Source organism: Flavobacterium niveum, assembly GCF_055231775.1.
In genome coordinates, this window is sequence record NZ_JBUYSX010000001.1 from 405,025 (window position 1) to 430,640 (window position 25,616).

26 protein-coding genes are annotated in these 25,616 nt (G+C 38.1%); 17 read left to right on the plus strand and 9 right to left on the minus strand.

Going from position 1 to position 25,616, the window contains the following annotated elements; all coding sequences use genetic code 11:
- From ACZIX4_RS01720 to ACZIX4_RS01735, 4 genes are all read right to left on the minus strand, one after another.
- Complete coding sequence (locus tag ACZIX4_RS01720; protein ID WP_463333889.1) at nt 1–717, minus strand: M17 family peptidase N-terminal domain-containing protein; 717 nt, start codon at nt 715–717, stop codon at nt 1–3.
- A 13-nt stretch (nt 718–730) separates the two neighbouring features.
- Nucleotides 731–2,095 carry an alginate export family protein gene (locus ACZIX4_RS01725; RefSeq protein ID WP_463333890.1) on the minus strand — a complete coding sequence of 455 codons (1,365 nt, stop codon included), beginning with the start codon at nt 2,093–2,095 and terminating at the stop codon, nt 731–733.
- 40 nt (nt 2,096–2,135) lie between these two features.
- The gene (locus ACZIX4_RS01730) at nt 2,136–2,768 is read right to left on the minus strand and encodes a hydrolase (protein WP_463333891.1); all 633 of its coding nucleotides are present in this window, start codon (nt 2,766–2,768) and stop codon (nt 2,136–2,138) included.
- Between the two features lie 494 nt (nt 2,769–3,262).
- Nucleotides 3,263–3,619 carry a winged helix-turn-helix transcriptional regulator gene (locus tag ACZIX4_RS01735; RefSeq protein ID WP_463333892.1) on the minus strand — a complete coding sequence of 119 codons (357 nt, stop codon included), beginning with the start codon at nt 3,617–3,619 and terminating at the stop codon, nt 3,263–3,265.
- Nucleotides 3,620–3,754: 135 nt separating this feature from the next.
- On the opposite strand from ACZIX4_RS01735, the gene ACZIX4_RS01740 reads away from it, so the two are divergent.
- From ACZIX4_RS01740 to ACZIX4_RS01770, 7 genes are all read left to right on the plus strand, one after another.
- A complete protein-coding gene (locus tag ACZIX4_RS01740) occupies nt 3,755–4,537 on the plus strand; it encodes an SDR family oxidoreductase (protein WP_463333893.1) in 783 nt (260 codons plus the stop codon).
- A 20-nt stretch (nt 4,538–4,557) separates the two neighbouring features.
- On the plus strand, nt 4,558–4,698 hold the full coding sequence (locus tag ACZIX4_RS01745) for a hypothetical protein (protein WP_463333894.1): 141 nt from the start codon (nt 4,558–4,560) through the stop codon (nt 4,696–4,698).
- 36 nt (nt 4,699–4,734) lie between these two features.
- Nucleotides 4,735–4,881, plus strand: coding sequence for a hypothetical protein (locus tag ACZIX4_RS01750; RefSeq protein ID WP_463333895.1), 147 nt, complete (start codon nt 4,735–4,737; stop codon nt 4,879–4,881).
- Nucleotides 4,882–5,342: 461 nt separating this feature from the next.
- Nucleotides 5,343–6,179: an SDR family NAD(P)-dependent oxidoreductase gene (locus tag ACZIX4_RS01755; protein WP_463333896.1), complete on the plus strand. Its 837-nt coding sequence runs from the start codon at nt 5,343–5,345 to the stop codon at nt 6,177–6,179.
- A gap of 9 nt (nt 6,180–6,188) precedes the next feature.
- Nucleotides 6,189–7,109: a helix-turn-helix domain-containing protein gene (locus ACZIX4_RS01760; protein ID WP_463333897.1), complete on the plus strand. Its 921-nt coding sequence runs from the start codon at nt 6,189–6,191 to the stop codon at nt 7,107–7,109.
- A gap of 54 nt (nt 7,110–7,163) precedes the next feature.
- On the plus strand, nt 7,164–7,745 hold the full coding sequence (locus tag ACZIX4_RS01765; RefSeq protein WP_463333898.1) for a TetR/AcrR family transcriptional regulator: 582 nt from the start codon (nt 7,164–7,166) through the stop codon (nt 7,743–7,745).
- Nucleotides 7,746–7,789: 44 nt separating this feature from the next.
- On the plus strand, nt 7,790–8,578 hold the full coding sequence (locus tag ACZIX4_RS01770) for an SDR family NAD(P)-dependent oxidoreductase (protein WP_463333899.1): 789 nt from the start codon (nt 7,790–7,792) through the stop codon (nt 8,576–8,578).
- A 647-nt stretch (nt 8,579–9,225) separates the two neighbouring features.
- Here the strand turns inward: ACZIX4_RS01770 and ACZIX4_RS01775 are convergent.
- From ACZIX4_RS01775 to ACZIX4_RS01790, 4 genes are all read right to left on the minus strand, one after another.
- Nucleotides 9,226–10,266 carry an alpha/beta hydrolase gene (locus ACZIX4_RS01775; protein ID WP_463333900.1) on the minus strand — a complete coding sequence of 347 codons (1,041 nt, stop codon included), beginning with the start codon at nt 10,264–10,266 and terminating at the stop codon, nt 9,226–9,228.
- Nucleotides 10,267–10,277: 11 nt separating this feature from the next.
- On the minus strand, nt 10,278–10,835 hold the full coding sequence (locus ACZIX4_RS01780; RefSeq protein ID WP_463333901.1) for a DapH/DapD/GlmU-related protein: 558 nt from the start codon (nt 10,833–10,835) through the stop codon (nt 10,278–10,280).
- 104 nt (nt 10,836–10,939) lie between these two features.
- On the minus strand, nt 10,940–11,764 hold the full coding sequence (locus ACZIX4_RS01785) for a helix-turn-helix domain-containing protein (protein ID WP_463333902.1): 825 nt from the start codon (nt 11,762–11,764) through the stop codon (nt 10,940–10,942).
- Between the two features lie 106 nt (nt 11,765–11,870).
- Nucleotides 11,871–12,767, minus strand: a complete 897-nt coding sequence (locus ACZIX4_RS01790) for a helix-turn-helix domain-containing protein (RefSeq protein ID WP_463333903.1) — start codon at nt 12,765–12,767, stop codon at nt 11,871–11,873.
- A gap of 148 nt (nt 12,768–12,915) precedes the next feature.
- On the opposite strand from ACZIX4_RS01790, the gene ACZIX4_RS01795 reads away from it, so the two are divergent.
- The 10 genes from ACZIX4_RS01795 (at nt 12,916) to ACZIX4_RS01840 (ending at nt 21,434) form a co-directional block, all read left to right on the plus strand.
- The gene (locus tag ACZIX4_RS01795; protein WP_463333904.1) at nt 12,916–13,407 is read left to right on the plus strand and encodes a (R)-mandelonitrile lyase; all 492 of its coding nucleotides are present in this window, start codon (nt 12,916–12,918) and stop codon (nt 13,405–13,407) included.
- A gap of 9 nt (nt 13,408–13,416) precedes the next feature.
- Complete coding sequence (locus ACZIX4_RS01800; RefSeq protein ID WP_463333905.1) at nt 13,417–14,478, plus strand: carboxymuconolactone decarboxylase family protein; 1,062 nt, start codon at nt 13,417–13,419, stop codon at nt 14,476–14,478.
- 2 nt (nt 14,479–14,480) lie between these two features.
- On the plus strand, nt 14,481–14,867 hold the full coding sequence (locus ACZIX4_RS01805) for a DUF2255 family protein (RefSeq protein ID WP_463333906.1): 387 nt from the start codon (nt 14,481–14,483) through the stop codon (nt 14,865–14,867).
- A gap of 9 nt (nt 14,868–14,876) precedes the next feature.
- A complete protein-coding gene (locus tag ACZIX4_RS01810) occupies nt 14,877–16,070 on the plus strand; it encodes an NAD(P)-dependent alcohol dehydrogenase (RefSeq protein ID WP_463333907.1) in 1,194 nt (397 codons plus the stop codon).
- Between the two features lie 9 nt (nt 16,071–16,079).
- Nucleotides 16,080–16,835, plus strand: a complete 756-nt coding sequence (locus tag ACZIX4_RS01815; RefSeq protein WP_463333908.1) for an SDR family NAD(P)-dependent oxidoreductase — start codon at nt 16,080–16,082, stop codon at nt 16,833–16,835.
- Between the two features lie 15 nt (nt 16,836–16,850).
- On the plus strand, nt 16,851–17,486 hold the full coding sequence (locus ACZIX4_RS01820) for an NAD(P)H-dependent oxidoreductase (protein ID WP_463333909.1): 636 nt from the start codon (nt 16,851–16,853) through the stop codon (nt 17,484–17,486).
- Between the two features lie 489 nt (nt 17,487–17,975).
- Nucleotides 17,976–18,734: a hypothetical protein gene (locus ACZIX4_RS01825; RefSeq protein ID WP_463333910.1), complete on the plus strand. Its 759-nt coding sequence runs from the start codon at nt 17,976–17,978 to the stop codon at nt 18,732–18,734.
- The gene (locus tag ACZIX4_RS01830) at nt 18,731–19,072 is read left to right on the plus strand and encodes an ABC-three component system protein (RefSeq protein WP_463334578.1); all 342 of its coding nucleotides are present in this window, start codon (nt 18,731–18,733) and stop codon (nt 19,070–19,072) included. The genes ACZIX4_RS01825 and ACZIX4_RS01830 overlap by 4 nt, the downstream gene beginning before the upstream one ends.
- Nucleotides 19,054–19,566 carry an ABC-three component system middle component 2 gene (locus tag ACZIX4_RS01835; protein WP_463333911.1) on the plus strand — a complete coding sequence of 171 codons (513 nt, stop codon included), beginning with the start codon at nt 19,054–19,056 and terminating at the stop codon, nt 19,564–19,566. The genes ACZIX4_RS01830 and ACZIX4_RS01835 overlap by 19 nt, the downstream gene beginning before the upstream one ends.
- A complete protein-coding gene (locus ACZIX4_RS01840; RefSeq protein WP_463333912.1) occupies nt 19,563–21,434 on the plus strand; it encodes an AAA family ATPase in 1,872 nt (623 codons plus the stop codon). Before ACZIX4_RS01835 ends, ACZIX4_RS01840 begins: the two co-directional genes overlap by 4 nt.
- Nucleotides 21,435–21,753: 319 nt before the next feature.
- Here the strand turns inward: ACZIX4_RS01840 and ACZIX4_RS01845 are convergent, their stop codons facing one another.
- Complete coding sequence (locus tag ACZIX4_RS01845; protein WP_463333913.1) at nt 21,754–25,530, minus strand: nSTAND3 domain-containing NTPase; 3,777 nt, start codon at nt 25,528–25,530, stop codon at nt 21,754–21,756.
- Between the last annotated feature and the right edge of the window lie 86 nt (nt 25,531–25,616).

Here is a 25,616-nt window from a genome sequence, read left to right on the forward strand (position 1 = left end):
TTATTTCAGGTTATTGATGGCTTCGTTAATTCCCTGTCCGGCCACTTCAAAGAAGGCGGGTCCAGCCAGCAGGGTAATTTTTTTAAGGGGTTTAAAGTTGGCAAGCTTACGCTCTTTCAGCCAAAGCTCACTGCGGTAGGCTTCAAAAATGCCTTCGGTAACATAACCGGCAACTTTTGCCGTTGGCGAATCGATACCTGCATCTTTGAGGTCGCTGGCAAATGAGAAATGCTCTACGCCAAGGTTTAATGCTTCGCGGGTAGCAACACTCCCTACCTGTATCATCAGCTCCGGGGTAAATTTATTACGGTCACCCAGGCCTATAAGCAGCAGCTTTGGCGCACCCAGTGCACCTTTGGTAGGGGTAAGCAATACGGTTTCCAGTGCGTGGCCGCTAAATTTGCCTGCTTTGCGTAATTCGGTAAGCTGGCCTTTCATGGCATCGTCCAGGTGTACTAGGCCGTTAAACTGTGCAGGCAGGGCGGGAGGTGAGTTAAAAATATCGCCTTCGGTATATTCAAATACGCAAGCTACCTGAAGGTCTGATTTTGCTGCCGATGGTCCCTGTACAAGGCCTTCGACTGCAACGCCCTCTACGGTACCCCATATTTTTGAGGTGCCTATGGCGGTTGTTTTGCCTTGTGCGAATGATGTAACGGACACCAGTGCAAATGCAGTTACAAGGGCATATCTTTTTAGTAGTTGTATTGTCTTCATAATTGTGATTTGATTAAAATTTGATGGTGATGCGGACGTTTATAAACAGCCCGTCTTTAGCATTAGGGATGATGTCTTCTATAAAGGCGCCGGTATTAAAATATTGTACGCCTCCTGTAAAGCTTGTGTGCGGGTTAAGTGTGTAGGTAAGCCCTGCGAGGTAGGCTGTACCGATATATCTTTTATCTGATGAAGCCCCCGGCCTGTTAAAAGCCCCGCTTGGGCGGTACACGCCATCCTGGGTAGCATAGCGCCAGTTGTACACGGCATCGAGCTGCAAGCGCAGGGTTTTCAGCAGGTCGAATGTAGCATAAGGGTGTATGTCGATGAGGTTTACAGGGCCTATCTGTGGGCTGAAGCCAAAGTAACCACCCTTAGGGTAAATGGGGTTAAAGGTTTGCAGGTTGCCATCGCTGGCACGCCTGTCTCCCGAAATGTAATCGTTACGCAGGTTGATGGTAGGCCTGAACTTCGTGTTTTCAAACATATAACCCAGGTCTGCCGAAGCGGTCCAGGCATTAATGTTGCCATTACCAAAGCTGCCAAACTGGTACGCAGCTTCCAGGTTGTAAATGAATCCACCTCCGTAGCGCCAAAACCTGCCGCCTACAGTGTGGCGGGTTTCTTTGGCAGTACCTTCCTCAAATTGCGAATAGTCGCGGCGTATGCCTATATAGTACACATCGAGGTTGCCTGCCGCCGGAAAAATGATTTTGCCGTAACCGCCCCACAGGTTCAGTTGTTTGGTCGGTTTGTTATCAAAAACTCCGGTGTAGGTAGTATCGGCCATCATTGCAAAAGCGTCGACAGTAAGGCGTGGTGCTATGTACATGGCTTTGGCACCGGTAAAGTACAACCTTGCATTTGGCCCTTCGCGTACCGATATAAGCCGTCCGGAACCGTAATCAAGTTCCTGCCTTCCCCCACGGAACACCAGTTTTTGCTGTTCCTTTTGCCAAAGGGAAATATCTACAAAAAGGTTCTGTACATTCAGTTGGTCTTCGTCTATGCCGCGTGGGCCATTTTTGCGACCGTCCTGTAAGGCGCTTCGTAATTGAGCAAACACCCTTACTTTGCTCCCCAGGTGTACATCGGCATGCAGGCTGTAGCGTTGCAGCAGGAAGTTGTTGTGGCCTATGTTCAGCCTGCCCCAGTCCTCATTATTAAAATCCACATACTCTGCCCGTGCTTCCCCGCCAAATGATGCGTACACATTACCGCTTTTATTCAGCGGCAGGTACTTAAAGTTTTGGTACAGGCTACTTGCCGAATCTTTCAGGTAGCTGTAATCCTCGTCATAGCGCAGCAGTTTAAAGGGCTGCGCGGCAAGGTTGCAGCTGCATAAGACAAGCAGGGATATAATGTAATACTTTCTCATAATCATTTGGCTTCGGGGAAATAGGAGGGCAGTGGTATTATTAGTGTTTTAGCATGTTGTGGCCATATTGTATGCCCAGGCCATATCCGCCACCGTATTTTTTCATAAGGTCGGTTACCGGGCCGTAGGTTTCCTGGCGTGCCCAGTCGCGTTGCAGCTCCAGCAGGTATTGTACAGATGTAATAGGTTTCACACCTTCGTGTACCATACGCTGTACGGCGCGTTCGTGGGCTTCGGCGGTTACATCGCCACAGGCATCGGTAATTGCATATACCTCGTATCCTTCGGCAAGGGCAGATAGCGCGGGGCCTACAATACATACGCTTGTCCACAGTCCGGCAAGTACAATTTTTTGTTTGCCTGTACCTTTCATGGCTTTGTAGGCAGCTTCGTCTTCCCAGCTGTTCATGGTGGTGCGATCTATATAGCCCGATGTAGCCTGTGGATAGAATTCTTCCACTTCAGGAAATACAGGGCCGGAAAAGCTTTCTTCTGCAACGGTGGTTACAATTGTAGGGACGTTAAAGATTTTTGAAGCCCCGGCAATGATTGCGGTGTTAGTGCGCAGTTCTGTAATAGAAATGCTTTTGGTAGCGAAAGCCATCTGGCCTTCAAAATCGATTAGAACAAGAGTGTGGTTATCTGGTGATAACAGGTTTTTAGATGGTTTCATAATGATATGGTATTTATGTTATGCCATACCTATATGCTATTATGAGGCCTTGTTTTTAAGGTTTTGTAAATCAAGTGATTGATTTTATTGTGTGATTTTTATTTTACGGTATTTCGTAAATTTATATATGTGCTTTTATATTCTTTGTAATACGGCTTTACCCAAAGCATGGTCTATTAGTTCTGTGCCGGTCACAGATTGCCAGTATACATTAGGTCAGTATGGTATTATTTATGGTCATGATTGTGCAGGAGGGTAAAATAAAAAACCTGCAATTTCCTAAAGTGCAGGTTTTCTGTGATTTAATTAGATTTATCTGACAATAAAGCCTTGTAGTAGTATAATGCCGGTGGCTACGATCGGATACCTGATACCAATTTTGTCTTTTTTTAAAACTTTAAAATGAAATCAATAGCATTATTTGTCTTTCTATGGAGTGACAGAGGTCAAACTGAATGTGTAAATTGATGATTGATTTCTTCTATATCATAATTTTAATCTAAACGCTTTAAAATTAATGACCGTAAACGTTCTTCATGTTCATCTCCCCAATTCCCAATGGCGGAAATTACCGGAATCAGCGTTTTTCCAAAATCTGTAAGGCTGTACTCTACTTTTGGAGGCACAACAGGGTATATAACTTTTGAAACAAGCTGGTGTTCTTCTAACTCCTTCAGCTGAATATTTAAAACCCTCCGCGAAGCATCGGGTATTTTACGCTGCAATTCACTTGGACGCTTATGTCCCTGATTGATAAACCAAAGCAAACGTATCTTCCATTTACCATAAAGTACTTCACCTATCAAATCAAGGCCGCAATTTAAGTTCGGTATTGTTTTTCTCTCATACATATTACAAAGTTAAACCTATATCCCAATCTCTGCAATAGGGGAATAATTTATCCCTATATGAATCGTAACTCCGTACTTGTGAGGAACTAACATACTCCCGAGATTTGTACAAAGAAATTAAAAATACAATATAAAATGGACTATAACAATGAATTATCAGGCAAGATTGCCTTAGTAACAGGAGGCACAAAAGGAGCCGGAAAGGCAATTGCAGAAAGGCTGCTTCAGGCAGGTGCAACGGTGATTATTACCGCCCGAAACTTTCCGGAAGACGAAAACAGCCGGCTGCATTTCATCCCTTCCGATTTGAGTAAAGCTGAAGATACCCAAAAGCTGGTCAGTGAAGTGTTGTCTACATACGGGCGACTGGATATCCTTGTGAACAACCTTGGTGGATCGGGGACACCTGCGGGTGGCTTTGCTGCGTTAACCGATGAAGATTGGGTATCAACCCTACAAGCCAATTTGCTGGCACCGGTTCGGTTAGACAGGGCGTTTTTGCCGCAGATGATAGATAAGAAAAGTGGTGTTATTATCCACATCGCCTCTATCCAAGGCATACTGCCCTTATATGATTCTACCCTGCCTTATGCTGCAGCAAAAGCAGCGTTGAGAAATTACAGCAAAAGCCTGTCCAACGAAGTTACGCCTAAGGGTATCCGCGTACTGACGGTTTCACCGGGATGGATAAACACATCGGCATCTGTAGCCTGGTTGGGCGAAATTGCAAGAAACGCAAACAGTACTGTAGAAGAAGCGCAACAAAGTGTAATGGATGCATTGGGCGGAATACCTTACGGCAGGCCTGCACAACCTGAAGAAGTAGCAGAATTGGTTGGTTTCCTTGTTTCACCAAGGGCAAGCTACCTGACAGGCACTGAATATGTAATAGATGGGGGTACCGTACCAACAATTTAATAATCTCCAAAAATAACAACATGAACTTACCGAAAGTAATAGCAGACTTAATTAATGCACAAAACAGCTTTGACAGTATTACCTATGCGAATTGTTTTTCTGAAACTGCGGTGGTATTTGATGAAGGCAAAACACATAACGGAAGACCGGAAATCCTGTAATGGATTGAAGAATCAAATGAAAAATACAAATCAGTGATGAAACCTCTTGAATACGCAGAAAATGGTGCGACAAGCATCTTATCTGCAGAATGCTCCGGTACGTTCCCGGGAAGCCCGATTACTTTAAAATTTCATTTTGATATTGTTGATGGACAAATCCAACATTTAAAAGTAACAGGATAAGGTGTGGCGGGATGGCCGAATCGGAAGAAATCGGATCAATACCAAAAGTTATGAAATATTAAAGCCAAAAAACCTTCAGTGAGAACTGAAGGTTTTTCAATGGTGGGCTGTCAGGGACTACAGTCGAACACCTTATGCCTATTTTGACGTTTTTTAGTAACTTAAAATAGAACGATTAATACCTGTAAATAGCCAATCAATTTACAAGTATTGTCTCAAATCATAATAATTTGTCTCCCAATAGCTTTGATTGTCCCAGAAAGTCACATCCTATTGGATTTAAAAACACTAAACAAATTTGTAATTTCATGAAATGAAAACTTTCAGCGAATTTAAATTTTACAATAATTATTTGGGGCTCCCGGAACCTTTATTTCAAAATTGAAACACAATAAACCGTGATTGGGATACAAAATAGAAGAGCGTAAAATAGACCTTTGCTTTAAATAAAAAGCAAAATTATGAGTATTCAAAAAGTGTGGTTTATAACCGGGGCATCTAAAGGGATGGGGCTCGAAGTGGCAAAAAAAGTGATGGCAAGTGGAGATAAAGTAATTACTGCTTCCCGAAATTTAGAAGAACAGATAGCAAGCATTGGCGTAGCTTCAGAAAACTTTTTACCGCTTCAAGTAGATATAACTAATGAGAAAGATGTAAAAAATGCAATTGAAAAAGGTATTGAGGCATTTGGAAGAATCGATGTTGTTTTAAATAATGCGGGATATTACCTTGTTGGTAGCATAGAAGAAATCAGTGATGCGGAATTTCGTAAGACTGTAGATGTGAATGTGTTTGGCATGGCCAATGTTATCCGGAACGTCGTTCCCCATTTGCGTAAGCAACAATCAGGACACGTCATAAATATTTCTTCTAATATGGGATATATCGGCTATGCGAATACAGGTAGTTACAATGCCTCTAAATTTGCCGTAATCGGCCTTTCGGAGGCATTGGCGCAGGAATTGAAACCTTTCGGAATAAACGTAACAGTAGTCGCCCCGGGAATGTTCCGTACCAATTTTATGAACGAAACCCTTACGGTTGCTTCTAAAATTGTTGAAGGATATGGGGTAAACGAGCATGTAAAAATGTTGCGCAGTTTTAGTGGCAGCCAGCCCGGCGACCCGAAGAAATTAGCTGATGTGCTTTATGAGATTTCACGTTTACCCGAACCTCCCATTCACCTGCCTTTAGGAACAGACAGCTATCAGTCTATTATTGAACAGCGTAAAAAAGAAAGCATAGAACTGGAACAATGGAAGCATCTTTCACTTTCAACAGATTATAATAATCTTTAATTTTATAAGATGAAAAAAGAAGTTTCCACACCTCACCTTATCAAATCAATTTCAGAGCTGCATCGCCTTTTTGCACTTCATAAACCGGATCATCCGCTGGTCAGTATTATTGATTTTGAATTGCTGAGCTATAAGCACAGTGATGTGTGGAAACATTTTACCAATGATTTTTACTGTATCACCCTAAAGAAGGGCAGTAACGGGAACCTGAAATACGGCCAAATGGATTATGACTTTGCAGAAGGCATGATGACTTTTACAAAGCCCGACCAGGTATTTTCTGTCACTGCTACAAATGATAATCCTGTAACAGGATATATGCTTGTATTTAAGCCGGAAATAATACGTCCTTATCCTTTAGGAAAAGGCATTAATAATTATGGTTTCTTTTCTTATGCTATTACAGAAGCCCTCCATCTTTCAGAAAGGGAAGCTGAAATAATTTCCTCATTGCTAAAACAAATGCAGGAAGAATTGAAGAATAACATAGACCATTACAGCCAGGATCTTATCGTATCCCATATCGAACTGTTATTGAATTATTCTAACCGTTTTTATGGCCGCCAGTTCCTCACCCGAAAAGCGGTTAATAACGATTTGCTTTCGCAGTTGGAACAACTGCTTGATAATTATTTTACTACCGGGGCATCCCTGGATAAAGGTTTGCCTACAGTTCAGTTCATTGCACAGCAGCTCCATTTGTCACCTAACTATTTAAGCGATTTACTGCGCACTACTACAGGGCTGAGTACACAACAGTATGTTCAGCAGCATCTTATAGAAAAAGCGAAGCAACTGCTCGCCGGCTCTACTATGACTGTAAGTGAAATAGCGTATCATTTGGGTTTTGGGTATTCTCAATCCTTTAGTAAGTTATTCAAAAAGAACACCAATCAAACTCCATTGGAATTTAGGCAGTCATTTAATTAATGAAAAATGGGATGATTCATTAATTTTATTATTTTTGTATCAAACATTACAATAATGAAAGGCAGGCCAAACATCCATCAGGACAAGCAACTTATATTAAAAGCCCAGGAAGTTTTTTGGGAGCGTGGGTATACTGCCACTTCACTAACAGATCTTACTAATGCCACCGGTGCCGGGGCAGGAAGCCTCTACAACACCTTTAAAGGCGGCAAAAAAGAGCTTTTTAAGAAAGCACTTCAACAAAGAAAAGAAGATTTGAATACATTCAGTCAGTTACTGAAAAATTCTGATAACCCTATAGCACTGATTAAGAAGTTCTTTTTGGATCTGGCTGATACGGATAAGAAAAGTCATTTTAAAGGCTGTATTGTAGCCAATACTGTCATAGAAATGGCATTAGTTGATGATGATTTGCATAGCGAGGCCCTTAAGATACTTAAAGAAACGGAGCAACTTTATACTATGGTGATAGCCGGGGCGCAGCATAAAGGAATTATTACATCAAAAATACCGGCGGAAATGATAGGAACGTACCTGATTACGTTTTGGTGTGGTATCAACTCATTACGCAGAATTTATCCGGACAAGGAAATCTTAAAAGGCCAAATTGAGATTCACCTAAAAATACTGGATTAAAATTTTTTCACTATTTTTTTAACAATCATTACAAAAATAAAAACATGGATTTACTACTTAAAGGGAAAAAAGCATTTATTAGCGGTTCTACACAAGGCATTGGTTTTTCTATAGCAGAACTACTGCTAAGCGAAGGTGCTGCTGTTATTATTAATGGCAGAGATGCTGAAAAAACAAAACACGCCTGCGGGCAACTGCAAAAACAATTCCCTGATGCAGATGTTTCCTTTATTACGGCAGATTTTGCTAATACAGCGGAAGTATCAGAATTACTAAATGAACTGGAAAACATTGATATACTGATTAACAATATAGGTATTTATGGCATTGAAGATTTTTACAAAATACCTGATGAAGACTGGTATAGTTATTTTGAAATAAACGTTATGAGCGGTATGCGTCTTTCAAGGAGCGTATTGCCAGTAATGCTGAAAAATAATTGGGGAAGGATTATTTTTATCAGTAGCGAATCAGGTGTAAATGTACCAGAAAACATGATTCCTTATGGAATGACTAAAGCGGCAATGAGTGCACTTAGCAATGGTTTGTCAAAGTTAACCAGGGGAACAGAAGTTACTGTGAATACAATATTAGGCGGCCCCACTTATTCTGATGGAGTTGCCAGGACAGTTGAACAAATTGCAGATATCCAACAACTGGATGTTGAAACCATGAAAAATGCAATCATTCAACAAACCAATCCACATATACTTCTTCAAAGATTTATTGAGCCCAAAGAAATAGCCAATCTTGCAGTATACTTATCAAGCCCCTTATCTCTTGCAACCAACGGAGCAAACCTAAGGGCTGATAGCGGAGTATTAAAAGTGTAATACCCATTACCTAATATAACAAAGATAACGCCACTGTCTCCCAGTGGCGTTATTTGTCTGTGGTCCTTACGAGACAATTTTCGAACCATTTCAAGGTAGACTTGAATAAATTAACTTCGGTATAACTAGTTAACTAGCCCAAAAATAAATTTTAAAAATAGCTGTTAGGACAACTTTAGTTCTTGAATAACAAATAGTTCACCTTTTCAGCTTTAAAAAACATTTTTTTAACATTTGCCACTTCAGAACACGCGAGTTATTTTTCATATCCTAATTTGAAACATAACGAAAGATATAATATGCTTTTTAAAAGCCGTTTAAACCATGCCTTATTTATTTGAGAGATTGAAATTTCCCTGTTTACTTCAGTCTATTAAAGTCTTATCTCTTAAAAACCTAATTTGAAATATTATCGGTTATAGGGTATATATGATATATACCCTGCTACTATACGAGATCTCGAAGTGAGGTGGAATTATTGTTTAAAAACAGATGATACTTTATTAAAAACTCGCACCACTGGTGCGAGTTTTTAATAAGTTTGAATTAGATTATCATAACTGTGTCATAACTCATGACACAATTGTGTAATATCACATCCAATAAATCACTCTGAGATTGACTTTTATTATTTTACTAACAGGTAATTATTTTAGATTCTCTTTAAAAAATGTCTCCAGTTTATCAAATGGGATTTTATCTACCTGGTCATACAAATCGGTGTGGACTGCATTGGGTACAACTACTAATTCTTTGGGCTCTGCCGCTGCTTCATAAGCCGTGTCACTAAAATAACGTGAGTGTGCTTTTTCGCCTGCAATGATTAACACAGGCCTTGGCGAAATTTCCTTTATGTAATGCAGAATTGGTGCATTCATATTGGTCACAGCGTTGGTCAATGACCACGAGGCATTTGAGTTGAGAGAACGCGGATGGAAACCTCTGTTTGTCCTGTAATACGCTGCATATTCTTTCACAAACTGTGGTGCATTTTCTGGTACATTTGCTAATCCTGTAGCACCATAAGCCAGAGTTCCTTTTTCTGCATCTTTCCAGCGTTGTTCGCCTATCTGTATGTATTCTTTTGTACGTTCTTCTCGTGTCTTTTTATCATAATAACCGTTTGCTGTCCCTCTTGATATATCATACATTGTAGCAGTGGCAACCGCTTTGATACGTTTGTCCGGTGCTGCCGCGTTCAGGGCATATCCGCCAAATCCACATATTCCGATGATGCCAATTTTATTGCGGTCGATGTTTTTTTGTAAACCTAAAAAGTCTACTGCTGCACTAAAATCTTCGGTATTTATATCGGGCGATGAAATATTACGGGGCTCGCCACCGCTTTCACCTGTATAAGACGGGTCGAATGCGAGCGTTATAAAACCGCGTTGTGCTAATTGATTCGCATATAAGCCCGATGACTGTTCCTTTACTGCACCATATGGTCCGCTAACAGCAATAGCAGGAAGTGGCGTTGTTCTATTACTTTTAGGAATATACAAATCGCCTGTAAGCGTTATTCCGAACCTATTTTTAAAGGTTACTTTTTGGCGGGTTACCTTATCGCTCAATTGAAACGTATAATGGTCTGTTGTGTCTAACTGTTTCATTTCTTTTTTCTGGTTTTGAGCACTGACCCCTAACATAAAAAGGGATAACATTGCTGTAATTATTGTCTTTTTCATTTTATTACTATTTAAATTGTTTTAATAATTTTTGCAGGAATACCTGCTACCAGTGTATTATCCGGTACATCTTTGGTAACTACGGCACCGGCAGCTACAACTGCGTTTTCACCAATGGCTACTCCCGGCAGTATGGTAGCAGAAGCACCAATCCATGCATTCTTTTTGATAGTTATTTGCCCGGGGACAAGGGCATGCCTGTCCTGCGGTGACAGCGGATGCCCTTCTGAAAGTAAACTTACCCTGGGGGCTATTTGCACGTTGTCTTCTATGGTAATTCCTCCTAAGTCCAGAAAAATGCAATCGAAGTTTATAAAAACATTTTTGCCTATTTTGGTATGCTTGCCATAGTTGATGTGGAGTGGTGTAAATACAGCAGTGCTTTCGTGTATCTCGGTACCGGTTATCCGGCTCAGCAGGTTTCTAATTTCTGCGGGGTCTGAAGAGCAGTTCATTTCCAGCACTAATTGTTTAGTGACGTAAGAAGCTTCCCGAAGCAAATCCATCTGCCCATCATCAGCCGAAACGGTATCTCCATTGTATAATCGTTCAAAAATATCGGTATCCATAACTTCTGTTTTATCCTATTTATTAATAAGACAAAATTAAAAACAGAGCCCCGCAGTGGCTTTACTGCGGGGCTCATATTGCTTTTCTCACAAGCTCATTTTCATTATACTTCGGTGGGAGGTACACCGTACTGTTTTTTGAAAGCGGTTGAAAAATGAGACGGATTTTTAAAACCTACTTCAATGTAAACATCCTGTACTTTATGGCCGCCTTTAAGCTTTTCATACGCCTCTTCCAAACGTCTTTTTATAAGCCATTTCTGTGGGCTTAGGGTACTGATTTTTTTGAAGTCCCTTTTGAACGTTGCAAGGCTACGCCCTGTATATGCCGCAATTTGTGCCATATTCAGGTCATCACGGAAATATTCGTTGAGGAACTCTAAAATATCAATTTTCCAGGGTTCTGTAAAGTCAAAGAGTATAGGGTAAAATGTTTCGTTGTTGTTTAAAAGCGCATAAATACCCTCAAGCAGTTTCAAATGCACTACACCCTCTGTGGGCTTTACTTCTTCATCAAAGTAAGGAGTTAATGACTGAAACAAACTCGTGACATCAGCACGGGGAGCCAAATTAAAGACAACTTCATCAGTAATAGCTATATCAGCCGGTAATGCTGATTTATTCAGCTTACTGTAAAACTCCCTTAGTATATTCCTGCTGAAAGTAAGTGAAATACCTTTATATAGTTCTTCCGCTGTACTGTTCTTATACATCAAAAGGCGGTGGTCGCGGCGTATTAGCACGCATTCACCGGGTTTAATCACATATTTCCTGTTGCCATATTCAATGATTTGTTCACCGGAATACAGATACAGCAAAACGTGTTCGGGTGTGGAATGAATACACTTTTCACTCTGCTCCGAGAAACACGACAGGAAAATGCCTGAATAACTTATTGTCTTTAATTTATCTTCTATTACCTGGTTCATATATGTTTACAGAATATGTACTGTACAAAGATATTGATTAACCACAATAGATACTTTTCTGAGAAGCTCATACAGCGTTTCTTATTGGCTCACTCTAAAAACTATTTTAATTCATGTTTTTGAATTCTACAGGTGCCATACCCACTTTTTGCTTAAATAATCTTGTAAAGTGCTGTTGATATTTAAAGCCAAGTTCATCAGATACTTCTGTGATTGTTTTATTTGAAGCAAGTATTTTCTCTTTAGCAACCTCAATGAGTTTGGATTGTATAAAATCCAGCGCCGTAGTTCCGGTTTCTTTCTTAATCAGGTCGCCAAAGTAATTAGCCGATAAGTTGAGCTGCTCTGCAAAGTACCCTACTGACGGTAACCCTACAGTAGCGGGTTTGCCAGACGTAAAATAATTATTCAACAGGTTTTCAAAACGTGTTAGTACATCATTGTTTGCGTGATTACGTGTTATAAACTGGCGGTCATAAAAACGCATGCAGTAATTCAGGAACAGTTCTATATTAGAAACTATTAAGGTTTTACTGTGCTTGTCCAGGTTCAATTCTATTTCTGAAGCAATCTTTTCAAAGCAATCGTTAATGGTGGCACGTTCCTTTTTAGAAAGGTGCAACGCCTCATTAACCTCATAGGAAAAGAAGCTGTAATCTTTAATTATTTTCCCCAGATGAGTACCGGTAATTAAATCCGGGTGAAATACGAGGGCTTTGCCCCAGGGCTTTATTTTTTCTCCTTTACTATCTATACCGTATACTTGTCCGGGAGCTACAAACACCAGGGTGCCATCTTCATAGTCATACGGCTGGCAGCCATACATCATATTGCCGCACTTTATATATTTAAGAAAAACAGCATACACACCCATATACCTTCGGAAATATTGGAATGAAGGGATTTGGTCAAAATCCACTACCGTTACCAGCGGGTGCAGTGTGTCAGCTCCTACCGAATCGTTGTATTGCTTAACTGTATCCATCCGTTCTACCGTCTTCATATCAAATCATTTTAAACAAATGTATTGAAACAAATGGCCTGTTGTATCATACTCTTACCAAATCAGTAAAAGTGGTATATATACCTGTAAAATGTATAAATGCTACTGTGTTGGTTATCCCGAAATTTGTGATAAACAATAACGCAATATGATAAAACAATTAATACTGGCTGTGCTGATACTAACCATAGCGGCCTGCAACAACAAACAAACAGAGAACAAAATGGAAACTACAAAAACTGAAACCACACCGCTTTTTCCAAAAGGCGACCGTACACCGGCAGAATATTTTACAGGCAACGCATACCTGCACCCAATACAGCAGCGTACCGAAAACAATGATTTTGTAATAGGCAGCGTAACCTTTGAATCCGGTGCACGAACCAACTGGCACACACACCCAAAAGGGCAGGTACTTATAGTAACCGAAGGCGAAGGCTTGTACCAGGAGAAAGGCAAACCTGCACGCATAATACGTAAAGGGGATGTAGTAGACATACCTGTAAACGTGGAGCATTGGCATGGCGCAACGGCTAAAACCAATATGGTACATATTGCAATAACCAACTATCTGGGTGAGGAAAATGCCAAATGGCTCGCACCTGTTACCGATGAAGAGTACAAACAGGCGAATCAATAAAATCAAGCTATGAACAGAAAAAGCATTATCAACACTTTATTGCTGTTTCTGGTACTAATTTCTACTACCATGAATGCACAAACTAAAACAGAAAACAATTCAGGGCTTGATACCCACCAGCAAAATCTGGCAGCCATAGCAACATTAACAGCTACAGGCAATACAACCGAGCTAAAAACTACATTGATCTCGGGTTTAGATAGCGGCCTTGCCATAAATGAAATTAAAGAAGCACTGGTGCAGTTGTATGCCTATTGCGGTTTCCCGCGCAGCCTTAACGCACTTGGAGTTTTCAAAACCGTGGTAGAAGAACGGGCTACTAAAGGCATTAAAGATACCGAAGGTAAAACCATTGTGGTAGAAAACCCGACAAAAGATAAGTATGAACAGGGGCGTAAGGTTTTGGAGGAAATCAGTAAAACACCACAGCCCAAACCGGCACCGGGTTTCGGGGAGTTTGCACCACGTATTGATGCTTTCCTGAAAGAACATCTTTTTGCTGATATTTTTGTGAGCGATGTATTAAGCTACCAGCAACGTGAACTGGTCACCATTTCTGCCCTTGCTGCCATGCCGGGAGTAGAAGCGCAGTTAAAATCACACCTTGGCATCGGAAAAAACACAGGGATTACCGATGTGCAGCTTAAAGCTCTTTGCGGCATTACAGAGAAATATGCAGGCCGCGTGCAAGCCAATATATTACGCAGGAATGTAGGCGAACCCGAACTACCCATAACTGCACCGGATATGATGGTGCGTATTTCTGAAATTGAAATTTTGCCTGAATTTTTGGAGGAGTATAAAGCCATTTTAAAGGAGGAATCTTCAGCATCCGTGGCAATAGAGCCCGGAGTTATTGCCATTTACCCGATGTTCCAGAAAGAAAACCCCGCACAGGTGCGTATTGTAGAAATATATGCTGATAAAAACGCCTATGAGGCACACCTGCAAACCCCACACTTTAAAAAGTATAAAGAAACCACCCTCAAAATGGTTAAATCCTTAAAGCTGGTTGACATGGATGCTTTGGACATAGCTACTATGCCGCAGGTTTTTAAAAAGATAAAATAATTATGAGTACAAGCAATAGTTTTTCAGTTGCCGATTTAGATAAAATAAATACGGCAGACGACCTTAAAATAGCCCCCTTCAGGGCAGATGGTGTAACCTATGGCACGCCTACATGGATATGGAATGTGGTGGTAGATGGCAATCTATATGTTAGGGCATATAATGGTAGGCAGTCAAGCTGGCACCAGTCGGCACTACAACAAAAGGCAGGTCAAATCCATGCTGCGGGCATGGTAAAAGAGGTAACTTTTGAAACCGTAGAAGATGCTGTTTTGAGCCAAAAGATAGACTTTGCCTATAAAGAAAAGTATGGTAAAAGCCCGTATCTGACACCAATGATAAGTGAAAGGGCTAGGGCAGCCACGGTGCATATCATTTTAAAATCATAACCAAAAGAAATGGAAACATCGAGAAGAAAATTCCTTCAACAGGCAGCACTTGCCGGAACCGGGCTGGCATTGGCTACGCCGGCAGGGCTATTGGCCGGTGAAAAAGAAACTGAAAATAACACACTAAAAAACATTGATATGAGCAAACCTATAAAAACCAAAGGCTATGCCGGAACCGATGAAAAAGCACCACTGAAAGCATGGGAATTTGAACGCAGGCCTGTGGGCGATTATGATATCCTGATTAACATTAAATATTCGGGTATCTGCCACTCAGACATCCATACCATAAGGGGGCATTGGGGACAACAAAAATACCCGCAGGTACCCGGTCATGAAATCGCTGGTATAGTATCTGCCGTGGGTAAAAAGGTAACCAAGTTTAAAGTAGGTGACAAAGCCGGTGTAGGCTGTATGGTGAATAGCTGTATGGAATGTACCAGCTGCAAGAACGGCGAGGAGCACCACTGCGAAACTACCGGAATGGTGGGCACTTATGGAGCCCCCGACGCAACATCGCCAAGCGGCATAACACAGGGTGGTTATTCAAACAATCTTGTGGTAACGGAACATTTTGCCATTAAAATTCCGCAAAATATAGACCTTCAGTATGCAGCACCACTACTTTGCGCAGGTATCACTACTTATTCACCCATGATGAAAACGGGCATTAAAAAAGGCGATAAAGTTGGCGTGGTAGGTATCGGCGGATTGGGGCACCTTGCCGTAAAAATTGCAGTAGCTAAAGGTGCCGAAGTATATGCCTTTACCACGTCTGTCGATAAGGTTAACGATAGTAAATCATTTGGGGCTAAAGAAGTAATTTTGGTTGACGAAAATCAGGAAGAGTTAAAAGCCTGGTTTGGCAAGCTTGATTATATGATTTCTACCGTGCCATATGCCTATGAAATGTCAAACTACATTTCATGCGTTAAGCCAAACGGGTTCTTTACCCAGGTAGGCCAGCCGGTAAACGGAGAACTGACTATCAATAATTTCAACATGATATTTAACCGTGTCAACTTTAACGGTTCACTTATCGGCGGTATTCCTGAAACACAGGAGGTAATGGATTACTGCGCACTGAATAAAATTTATCCGCAAATACAGATTATCAAGGCTAACGAAATTAATGATGCCTGGGATAAAGTAGTAAACAAACAGGCACGCTACCGCTATGTAATTGACGCCTCAACATTTTAATCACAAAACATGAACGAAGAATTTAAAGATAGGGTTGCGGTAGTTACCGGGGCCTCTATGGGTATGGGGCTTGCTGCCGCCAAGGCATTTGCCGCTGCCGGTGCAACTGTGGCATTGGTAGATATACAAGATGCTGCTATACAAGCAGAAGAACTTGTAGCCGCAGGATATAAAGCTGAAGCATTTGTATGCGATGTAGCTGATGAAGATCAGGTTAGGGATACTATTGATAAAATTGCAGCAAAATTTGGCAGGCTTGATTTCGCTTTTAATAACGCGGGGATACAGTCACCTGCACAGGAGCTTGCCGATGTAAGCAATGAAACATACGACCGTATATTGGATGTAAACCTGAAAGGCGTATGGAACTTTATGAAATACGAACTGCAACACATGCGAAAGCATGGCAGAGGTGCTATAGTAAACAATTCCTCTTTGGGAGGGTTAGTAGGTGTACCGGGCCGTGCTGCCTACCATGCTTCTAAACACGGGATTTTAGGGTTGACCAAAAGTGCGGCGTTGGAATATGCCGAGCAGGGAATACGGATTAATGCAGTTTGTCCCGGAATTATAGTTACGCCTATGGTAGAAGACATGCTGGCTAATGAGACTGAAGCTATGGATATCCTTATACAGCAGTTGCCTATAAAACGCCTGGGCAAGGCCGAAGAAGTTGCTGATGTGGTTCTGTGGCTTTGCAGCAATGCCTCTACCTATGTTATTGGGCAGGCTATATCGGTCGATGGAGGGTATACAGTGCAATAATTTAAAACTACTGGAATGTCTTTAATAGAAAATTTAAACTGGCGTTATGCCACCAAAAAATACAATCCCGACAGGAAAATATCGGATGATGATATTAAAACAATTGTTGAAGCTGCAAGGCTGGCTCCTTCATCTTATGGTATCCAGCCTTATAAAGTAATTGTTATAGGTAATCGGGAACTGAAAGAAAAAATCTATGAAGTTGCCTGGAAACAGCAAATTGTAAAGGAATGCTCACATTTGATGATATTCGCCGCCTGGAATAAGTATACCGAAGAAAGGATTGAAACCATCTTTAATCACACTACTGACGAACGTGGCACAGAAAGGGGAACTGCATTTGGTTCTCATACTGCGGGGATTACTGCTTCACAACATGAAATGGATGAGGACGCTGCTTTTATTGATACTGCTAAACAAGCCTGTATTAGTTTAGGTATGGCAATTGCGCAGGCAGCTGAACTGAAAATAGATAGTACGCCTATGGGTGGTTTTGACAATAATAGTCTGGACGATTTACTCGGTATACAGGATAAAGGATTAAAAAGCGTGTACCTTTTAGCATTAGGTTACCGAACAGATGAAGGCGACTGGTTGCAAAATTTGAAAAAAGTACGGACTGCTGAAGATGAATTTAGTAAGTTTATTTAAAATTCATATTTCAACAAGATGAAATCTATGCAGAGTTCATGAAAAGAATAAATCCATTGGAATCCAATGGATTTATTTGTTTTTCAGTGGGTCTTATGGGACAATTTTCGAACCACTTTAGGGTGGATCTGAGTAATTTAAACTGTTGGTAATTTTGTCTCTGTAGTAAGTAATAATATATATCAAATTAAGATTGATAACACAGCCGCGGTTTTTGATTTAATATTTGATTTCTATTCAAATCCAATATCAATCATTTTATTTTTTAATCGTTTATTTACTTTGATGTCTTATTATAGAATGATTTTAAAATATCTCGTAACAAATTTCACATTCAAGATTTATCGGGTTATTGTTGATTTTGATAATTAGCGAATTAACTATTTTTTTTTTTCGCTATTATATACTATTGGCAAGGATAGGAATATGTTTTCTGAGAAAAATATTCTACTTTTAAACTTTTAAACAAATTTTATCTAAACTTTATCAATGTCTGTCTTAGCTACAGTTGATTTCCCCAACCCAAAAAATATTGGTATGTTAACCAATCAAGACATTATGTTTGGAATACCGGTGACAGCAATAGATAGGTTAAAAATATTATCTCCCGAACAATTTGAGGATATGATTAGAGAATGGGTAACTGGTTATCTAATTAAAAAAGGAGATTATAAAATTTGTAAAAAATGTTCTGGAGCAGGTGACATGGGGCGTGATGTTATTGCTCAAGTCGATGCCGAACTTTGGGACAATTATCAATGTAAACACTATGACAATCCTCTTGCACCTTCTGAAATAAATAGTGAGCTAGCCAAACTAGTTTATTACACTTATGAGAATAAATACAAACTCCCTAGAAAATACTATTTTGTGTCGCCTAAAGGTGCAGGCCCCAAGCTCAACCAATTTTTAGAGAACCCAGAAACTTTAAAAAGCCAATTAGTTGAAAATTGGGATAAGCATTGTAAAGATAAAATAAAATCTAAACATGAAGTACCGCTAACTGATGAGCTGAAGTCACATCTTAATGCAATTGATTTTTCAATTTTTGAGAGTTATGATCCTCAAAGATTAATTGATGAGCATGCAAATACTTCTTATTACGCTAGTAGATTTGGAGGCGGATTAAAAAAAAGAAGAAATTTGGATGTAACTGTACCTACAGGTATCGCGGCTAGCGAATCTGTATACACTAAGCAATTATTCGATGCATACAGCGATTATGTAAAAAAAATATTTCAGAGATAGCTCATTTAAATGAACACGAAGAGTTGGAAAATCATTTTAATAGGCAACGATTAGGGTTTTACTCTGCTGATTCCCTAAACCAATTTAGTAGGGACACTCTACCTACCGATACGGATTACTTTGGAGACTTAAAGGAGGAATTTTATGCGGGAGTAGTCGATGTTGCTGGAGAAAGTTATAAAAGCGGATATGAGAGGGTGAAAGCAACAACTAACTTTGCAAAATCTTTAATTATTAATTCCAGTCCATTAGTTAATCAGTTACGTGTGGCTGATAGAGAAGGAATTTGTCATCATTTAGCAAATGATAAAAAATTGATATGGGTGGCTGGAAAATAAATTCTGAAGATCGCAACATCAGGCTTTTCAATTCGTCAATCGAGATTGGATTGCGTATTCTATTTTTATTGTCTCGATTTAAAGAAGGCTTATCTATCGACAAACTCACATACTTGGATTATTTTTTAATTCATTCTGGAGATGTTTCTAAGGAACAAAAAAGTATACACCCTAAATATCCATTTAGAAGTTCTGAAATTGTTGTCAAGAGAGAACTTCTTGCAAATGCTATTAGGCTTCTTATTAGTCGTGAGTTAATAAAGTTGCATTTTTCAGCAGAAGGTATCCTATATGAGATCACAGAAATCGGCGGTAAAGCACTGGAATATTTTGAAAGTGATTATGCAAAGCGAATAGTGGAGGTAAGTAACTGGATTCACGAGGTATACGGCTCCTATACTGAGGACCAATTATCGGAAGTTATCAATGCGAATATTCAAAAATGGGGAGGCGAATTTGTTAATGAATCAAAATTTAGAACGTTATTTGAATGAGTAAGGGATTTTTTATCAGCAATTTGACTATAACTGGCTACGGCAAGAAACCTGCTTCGATTGAATTCAAAGAAGGTTTAAATGTTATTGCAGGTGCATCGGACACTGGAAAAACTTTCATATTCCAATGTATTGATTTCATGATGGGCGGGCAAAAACTACCTAAACCTATTAAAGAAAGTGAGGGTTATGAAAAAGTACATTTGACGGTCAATGCTTATGATGATGCTTCTTACACGCTGAAACGCAGCCTTTCAGGCGGTTCCTTTGAAATTAAGCAAGGAGATTTTAAAAGTACTTCACCTTATGAAACCTATGGGGAAAAGCTTTCTTCCGATCCAAAAAATATTGCGACTTTTTTACTTTCATTATGTGGACTTCAAGATGTACTGTTGCAAAAAAACAAGCAGAATAATAAAGTCCGATTAAGTTTTAGAGATGTTGCAGGCTTATGCCTTGTTGACGAAAAAACAATAATTTCAGAGGATTCACCTGTAAATCATTCCGGTGAAAGTGTCACTCGAACGAAGGAGCAATCGCTCTTTTATTACTTTTTAGCAGGTAAAGATGCCACACTACTAGTTGAAACAGAAGATCCCAAAATTTTAAAAAATAAGATTGCGGGAAAAATCGAGTTGATCAAAGAACTTATTCAACAAACCCAAGAGAAGCTTAATGAATACGAAGGTCAAAATATTGAGGAATTACAATTACAACTTGATGTACAATATGAACAGCTAAATCTTGAATATAAAACTTCTATTGCTGAAATTGATAAATTGCGAAACCAAAAGTCTGTATACTTTAAGAACATCGACAAACTCGAAAGCAAGAAGTTTTTTAATAAAGAATTACTTGACCGGTTTGAATTACTCGATAAACATTACATAAGTGATCGAAACCGCTTAGAGTTTATTTCTGAGGGTAGTTTTCTCATTAACCAGTTAAACATTGTTAGTTGCCCGGTTTGTGGTTCAGAAATGAATGATTCTCATTCTGAACACGTTGGACAATATAATATTGATAACGAAAACTTTGAGGATTCTTTGGGAAAAGAGTTATCAAAAATAATACTCAAGCAAGCAGAATTAAGTCAAACAATTTCTCAATTAAAAGAAGATAAAATTAAACAGGATAAGTCTATCTTAAGAGTAAAATTCAAGATTAGTGAAATTGACGAAGCTCTTAATAACTCGTTAACCCCCATAAGTAAGTCATTAAAAGAAAGGTTGCAAATCTTATCTAATAGCAGAGCCAGTTTAGATCGCTTTAAGTCGTTGCGACACGACATTACCACTTACAATTCTCAATTAAATGCTTTAAATGAGTTAGGTAAGAAAAAAGATGAGGTAAATGAAACAGAACTAGCGGAGCAGAACATTCAATTCGGAGAGTTTTGCAATACAGTTGAAAATTTACTAATTGAATGGCAATATCCGAACGTGACAAGTGTTGTATTTGATAGAAAAAGCACTGTTTTCGATATAAAAATAAATAATAGTCCAAGATCAACTAACGGAAAAGGTTATCGCGCTATCACTTATACCGCCTTTATTTACGGATTAATGAAGTATGCAATTACTAAACAGCGAAACCATCCTAAATTTATAATACTTGATTCACCTTTAACAACTTTTAAAGACCGTGACGGTACCCAAACATCGTCTGAGCAGGTAGACCAAAATGTGGAATCTGCATTTTTCATGTCGTTAGCAAAAACCTCAATAGGTCAACAGGTTATTATTCTCGAGAATAAAGAGCCTGACGTAACTATCATTGAGAATATGAATTATATTCATTTCTCTGGCCAGAAAGGAATTGGCAGGGAAGGCTTTTTCGAAAATCATGAAAACGATAAAAAAGAATAGTTATCAATGTTTATTATTATGATATACAATCATTTTTAGTTTTTCAAACGTTACGGCGATATTTAGAAAAACGTTTAGACCTACCTAATCCTTAGCCATATTTATTGCCACCACTATTTATTTCTTCTCGGGAACTTGACAACTACCATGAGCATAATCACTAGGATGGTGAAGCACATGATAATAATAAAGGTTTCTTCTACATTATATTCTCAAGATTTATATATTCTGTTAGCCTATCCGAGATTACATGTGTCGAGAAATGCTTAATAAGGAAATAATTCGAATTTTATAATCTACTAAGGTAAAATGGTAATGTTTAGTAAAACTCATCCATAAAATCTCGCTTCTGTTCTCTTTCAATGTCTTTTTTCTTCCAAATAATTTTCTGTTCGAAATAATCTATATGATTAGAATAATCCAAAATATTAGGTAGAGAATTTATCATTTTTAAAATATCTTCATAGAACTCAATTTTCTTCTGATATACGGGAACCCAACTACCTGTTGTACTCGAGCTTCTACCAAAACTGATTCGTCTTACGATTTCAATATCATTATTTAGCAAAAGGAATTCTTTAAAATATTGTATGAACCAGTCTCTGTAATAATTATAAACAACTTCTGCCAATAACAAAACTATGTTATCATTACTAGAATATTTCTGGGTTAGTTTTAAAATTAATCCCTTGACTTTATTTGCCCTATTCTCATCCGCCTGTCTGAATTTAAAAAGTGAAAAAATATCTTCTTCTACGAAAAAAGTATGTTCAACTTTATCCAAAATTGTTAATAGTATATCTTCAATCAGCTTTTCATATTCCTCATATTCCCAAACAAAATCAGTATTAATGTCCCTTAACCTTATTTTTGAAGAATAGTCTAATCCAATAATATCACTTTTTAAACCCTGGTTTATAAACGCTTTATTTATGTCTAATAATGATTTTAATTCTTTACCATCATAATCAAAATGCGGATCTATTTCATATTGAGCCCAAAATACATCTTCCAACATTTGAAATTGATCTTCAAAATATTGTACACATTCAGCACAAAAATGAAATCCAAAACTACGCCTAGTTTTAGGCGCTTTTGTTAGGATTATACTGGTCAGATAAGTAATGATATTATGTTTCTCTAATTCTGGTTTTTCTTTTTTATATTCATCGAATACTTCTTTATACTTCAAATAGTCAAGCATTCTGTGAATATAAAGATGCTCGTCTGTATTATTAAATATTTCAATGAGAAGAATCAAGAATTGTTTATCAATCTGCTCCTCTGGTAACATCGTAACTAATGCCGATTCCCAAAAAAACTTCTCGCGTAACTCATATCCATTCAGTATTTTGAAAAACTCCCTACCGGTCATAATACCTTCTAGTAGCACAATATTTAAAACATTGCTCCGTAACTGAAATGATATCTTCTTACTAAAATAAAGGATTAGAGCTTTTTCAAACTCGTCTTTATCTTTTCTTGCTAAAGAGATATAAATATCTGCAACAGCAGATTCAATATGCCAACTATTATTATCGTTCTGTTGTTTAAAGAGCATATCTATATTTAATAGAAATTTCTCAATACTTTGCCAATCATTCTTTCTTATAAAATCATCAAATTCCTTTCGCTTTTCATTTTCAGATTCATCAATAGATTTACCATCCTTATATTCCCAATCGGGTTTTAAAAACTTTGATAATTTTGTTATATCAGATTCAATAAAGTCATCCCAATTTTGAGGGTATTTTGTTCCGGCTTTCTCTAAATATTTAGCAAGCTTACTAACAAATTTGCAATCCGCATATTGTGTTTTATCTAACTTGTAAGAAATGAATTTTTGATAAATTGGTATTTCATCTACAAAAATGTTTTTGTCAATATCTCCGCCTGGATAAATTACGCGATTTAAAATTTTTCTCGATTGTTCATCTTTAGGCTTATATAATTCATAGAAACGGTTAAATATGCGTTCTCTTAACTTCATTAATTCGTCCGATTTATATAAATCAAAATTATATATAGTAAACGCATGACCTTTAGATGAACCAAATTCTGTGTAATGCCAGCCTAGAAATACCTCTGCCAAATTAAGAAAGATGCCATCCGCTAATATTTTTTTAATGTTATTGAGATTAGTGTCAAAAAATGTATCTAATAATACATTTTGTCGTATATATCCGTGTTCAACATCCTGCATCTTAAAATTAAAGTTATCGTGAAGAAATTTTAGAACCTCTGGTATGCGACTAGGTTGTTTTTCCAATAGCCTAAGAGTCAGTTCCAACGATGGCTTTAATAATTCGTTAGCGTGATTCCAAAAATTCTTTAAAAGTTCAAAATTTTTAGAAGCTGTAGTATGGTCGTTATGTATATAGGAAAAATTATAAATTTCAATATCCCTTTCTTGTTCAAGACTTTCTATCCACTTTTTTAGATATAATAGACAATCACGCCCTTTGTAAAACCAAAATAATTCATAAAAAGCATATAACTCGTTATCAGTATTAATCTGCTTTAACACATTGTTCAGATGTGGTAATACTAAATCTTTTACGTGATGATAAACAAAAGTATTATTTGCATCTATTAGGGTTGAACGGACTCTGGCTGAAAAATTTCCTATAAAAGTTGCAATCCATTCGGCATAGCTAATTACAGCAGAGTTATTGTCTATAAAGCATTTATAAAACGCATAGCTGGCTAGAACCTGGTCAGATACCCTAACAATTTCATGTGAATAAACATCTAAAATTTCATTGTTATGAAGTTCCATTACGCTGGTCCATAAATCGTCCCAATCAATTTGAAATTTAATGAATAATATCGTTTTTAATTCTTCATTATTCTTGTCGATAATTCCGAAGAATGATACAATTGCAAGGGATTTGAGAATTATTGGGTTATTGAAAACACCTATTTCATCAGAGATTTTTTTAAAATATTTTTCATATAGCAACACGGGGCTGTTTAAATAGTTAGTTTCTGAATTTGGTGTAACCGAATAGGTCGCCATTAGCGCAACTCTTGCATTCCCTTTAGCTAAATCTACAATTTTTCTCTTTATATCGCTATGATATTGAAGATTTGGTAAAGCTGAACTAATTATTCTCGCTATTTCTTCATCTTTGAATTCCGGGATATTTAGCTCTTTGTAGGAGTAATTTTCAAGGGCGGAAGAGACTTGCTTTTTTACGTAATCCCTAGATGTAATTAAAACTTTTGCGGAATAAGATTGTGTACCCTCTAGTTTACTTAGCAAATAATTTAGATTAGTAATTGATTTATTCGCATCGTCAAAAAGTATTATATGTTGTTTTCCGGACAAAAAAAGATGTTGGTAATCATCCCATAACGATACACCTGAACTTTGGATGACAATCGGGATATATCCTTTTTTGGAAAACTCTTCTAAAATCTTTACGCCCAGTTTAGATTTTCCGACACCGGCGCCTCCCGACAATAGTAGAACATCATATTTTTGTAAAATTTCATTGCATTTTGCAATTTCTTCTTCTCTGCCTATGAACTCATTTGTAAGCGCTGGCTGTAAGCCTTTTTCTGTCTTTAAAAGAAACTCGTCAAGTGTATAAATGTCACCCTTTATAATTTGGACATTAAGATATTCTTCGGCCAATTTAGGAAGATCAAATATGAGTAAAGGTAAATTTTGAATGTTTAAAACCTCAAACTTTGTATCATTATTAAATGATTTTACTTTAGTATCTAATTGGTTGTATTCTTCTGCACTTATCTTTTCATTACAAGCTAGTATAACCTTTTCTAATTTTTCTTTTTTTATTTTTGTCACATCCTCTTTAAAACAATGGTCTATGTCTTTTGAAAGTTTATCAAAAAAAGATTTTGAGGCACCCAACCTTTCTTGGGTTGTACATTCCACAAAAATATAGTTATCGTCATTTACAAAAAAGGAGTCTGGAGTTCCCTTACTGGTTTTCTCCTTTCCAACTACGGCACCCGGAGCGCCAATGAACTTGTTGCCCTGTAAGTACAATAGGTGATTTATCAACGTCTGAAAACTAGCCTGATTAATCGCTTTTAAAGCATTTTCTATTTGGGTGATCGTATTCATAACTATACCAGTTTTAAATTAACTAAACAATGATGTATTTTCATTGCATGAGTATATATTCAGTAGCATATTGAAGTACTCGAACT

Coding starts and splice junctions, on each gene's coding strand:
- ACZIX4_RS01815 (WP_463333908.1), top strand. CDS start 16,080: ATGAACGAAGAATTTAAAGATAGGGTTGCGGTAGTTACCGGGGCCTCT.
- ACZIX4_RS01820 (WP_463333909.1), top strand. CDS start 16,851: ATGTCTTTAATAGAAAATTTAAACTGGCGTTATGCCACCAAAAAATAC.
- ACZIX4_RS01785 (WP_463333902.1), bottom strand. CDS start 11,764: ATGAACCAGGTAATAGAAGATAAATTAAAGACAATAAGTTATTCAGGC.
- ACZIX4_RS01730 (WP_463333891.1), bottom strand. CDS start 2,768: ATGAAACCATCTAAAAACCTGTTATCACCAGATAACCACACTCTTGTT.
- ACZIX4_RS01790 (WP_463333903.1), bottom strand. CDS start 12,767: ATGAAGACGGTAGAACGGATGGATACAGTTAAGCAATACAACGATTCG.
- ACZIX4_RS01775 (WP_463333900.1), bottom strand. CDS start 10,266: ATGAAAAAGACAATAATTACAGCAATGTTATCCCTTTTTATGTTAGGG.
- ACZIX4_RS01770 (WP_463333899.1), top strand. CDS start 7,790: ATGGATTTACTACTTAAAGGGAAAAAAGCATTTATTAGCGGTTCTACA.
- ACZIX4_RS01720 (WP_463333889.1), bottom strand. CDS start 717: ATGAAGACAATACAACTACTAAAAAGATATGCCCTTGTAACTGCATTT.
- ACZIX4_RS01725 (WP_463333890.1), bottom strand. CDS start 2,095: ATGAGAAAGTATTACATTATATCCCTGCTTGTCTTATGCAGCTGCAAC.
- ACZIX4_RS01760 (WP_463333897.1), top strand. CDS start 6,189: ATGAAAAAAGAAGTTTCCACACCTCACCTTATCAAATCAATTTCAGAG.
- ACZIX4_RS01805 (WP_463333906.1), top strand. CDS start 14,481: ATGAGTACAAGCAATAGTTTTTCAGTTGCCGATTTAGATAAAATAAAT.
- ACZIX4_RS01840 (WP_463333912.1), top strand. CDS start 19,563: ATGAGTAAGGGATTTTTTATCAGCAATTTGACTATAACTGGCTACGGC.
- ACZIX4_RS01825 (WP_463333910.1), top strand. CDS start 17,976: ATGTCTGTCTTAGCTACAGTTGATTTCCCCAACCCAAAAAATATTGGT.
- ACZIX4_RS01765 (WP_463333898.1), top strand. CDS start 7,164: ATGAAAGGCAGGCCAAACATCCATCAGGACAAGCAACTTATATTAAAA.
- ACZIX4_RS01735 (WP_463333892.1), bottom strand. CDS start 3,619: ATGTATGAGAGAAAAACAATACCGAACTTAAATTGCGGCCTTGATTTG.
- ACZIX4_RS01795 (WP_463333904.1), top strand. CDS start 12,916: ATGATAAAACAATTAATACTGGCTGTGCTGATACTAACCATAGCGGCC.
- ACZIX4_RS01810 (WP_463333907.1), top strand. CDS start 14,877: ATGGAAACATCGAGAAGAAAATTCCTTCAACAGGCAGCACTTGCCGGA.
- ACZIX4_RS01745 (WP_463333894.1), top strand. CDS start 4,558: ATGAACTTACCGAAAGTAATAGCAGACTTAATTAATGCACAAAACAGC.
- ACZIX4_RS01835 (WP_463333911.1), top strand. CDS start 19,054: ATGGGTGGCTGGAAAATAAATTCTGAAGATCGCAACATCAGGCTTTTC.
- ACZIX4_RS01755 (WP_463333896.1), top strand. CDS start 5,343: ATGAGTATTCAAAAAGTGTGGTTTATAACCGGGGCATCTAAAGGGATG.
- ACZIX4_RS01845 (WP_463333913.1), bottom strand. CDS start 25,530: ATGAATACGATCACCCAAATAGAAAATGCTTTAAAAGCGATTAATCAG.
- ACZIX4_RS01800 (WP_463333905.1), top strand. CDS start 13,417: ATGAACAGAAAAAGCATTATCAACACTTTATTGCTGTTTCTGGTACTA.
- ACZIX4_RS01740 (WP_463333893.1), top strand. CDS start 3,755: ATGGACTATAACAATGAATTATCAGGCAAGATTGCCTTAGTAACAGGA.
- ACZIX4_RS01750 (WP_463333895.1), top strand. CDS start 4,735: ATGAAACCTCTTGAATACGCAGAAAATGGTGCGACAAGCATCTTATCT.
- ACZIX4_RS01780 (WP_463333901.1), bottom strand. CDS start 10,835: ATGGATACCGATATTTTTGAACGATTATACAATGGAGATACCGTTTCG.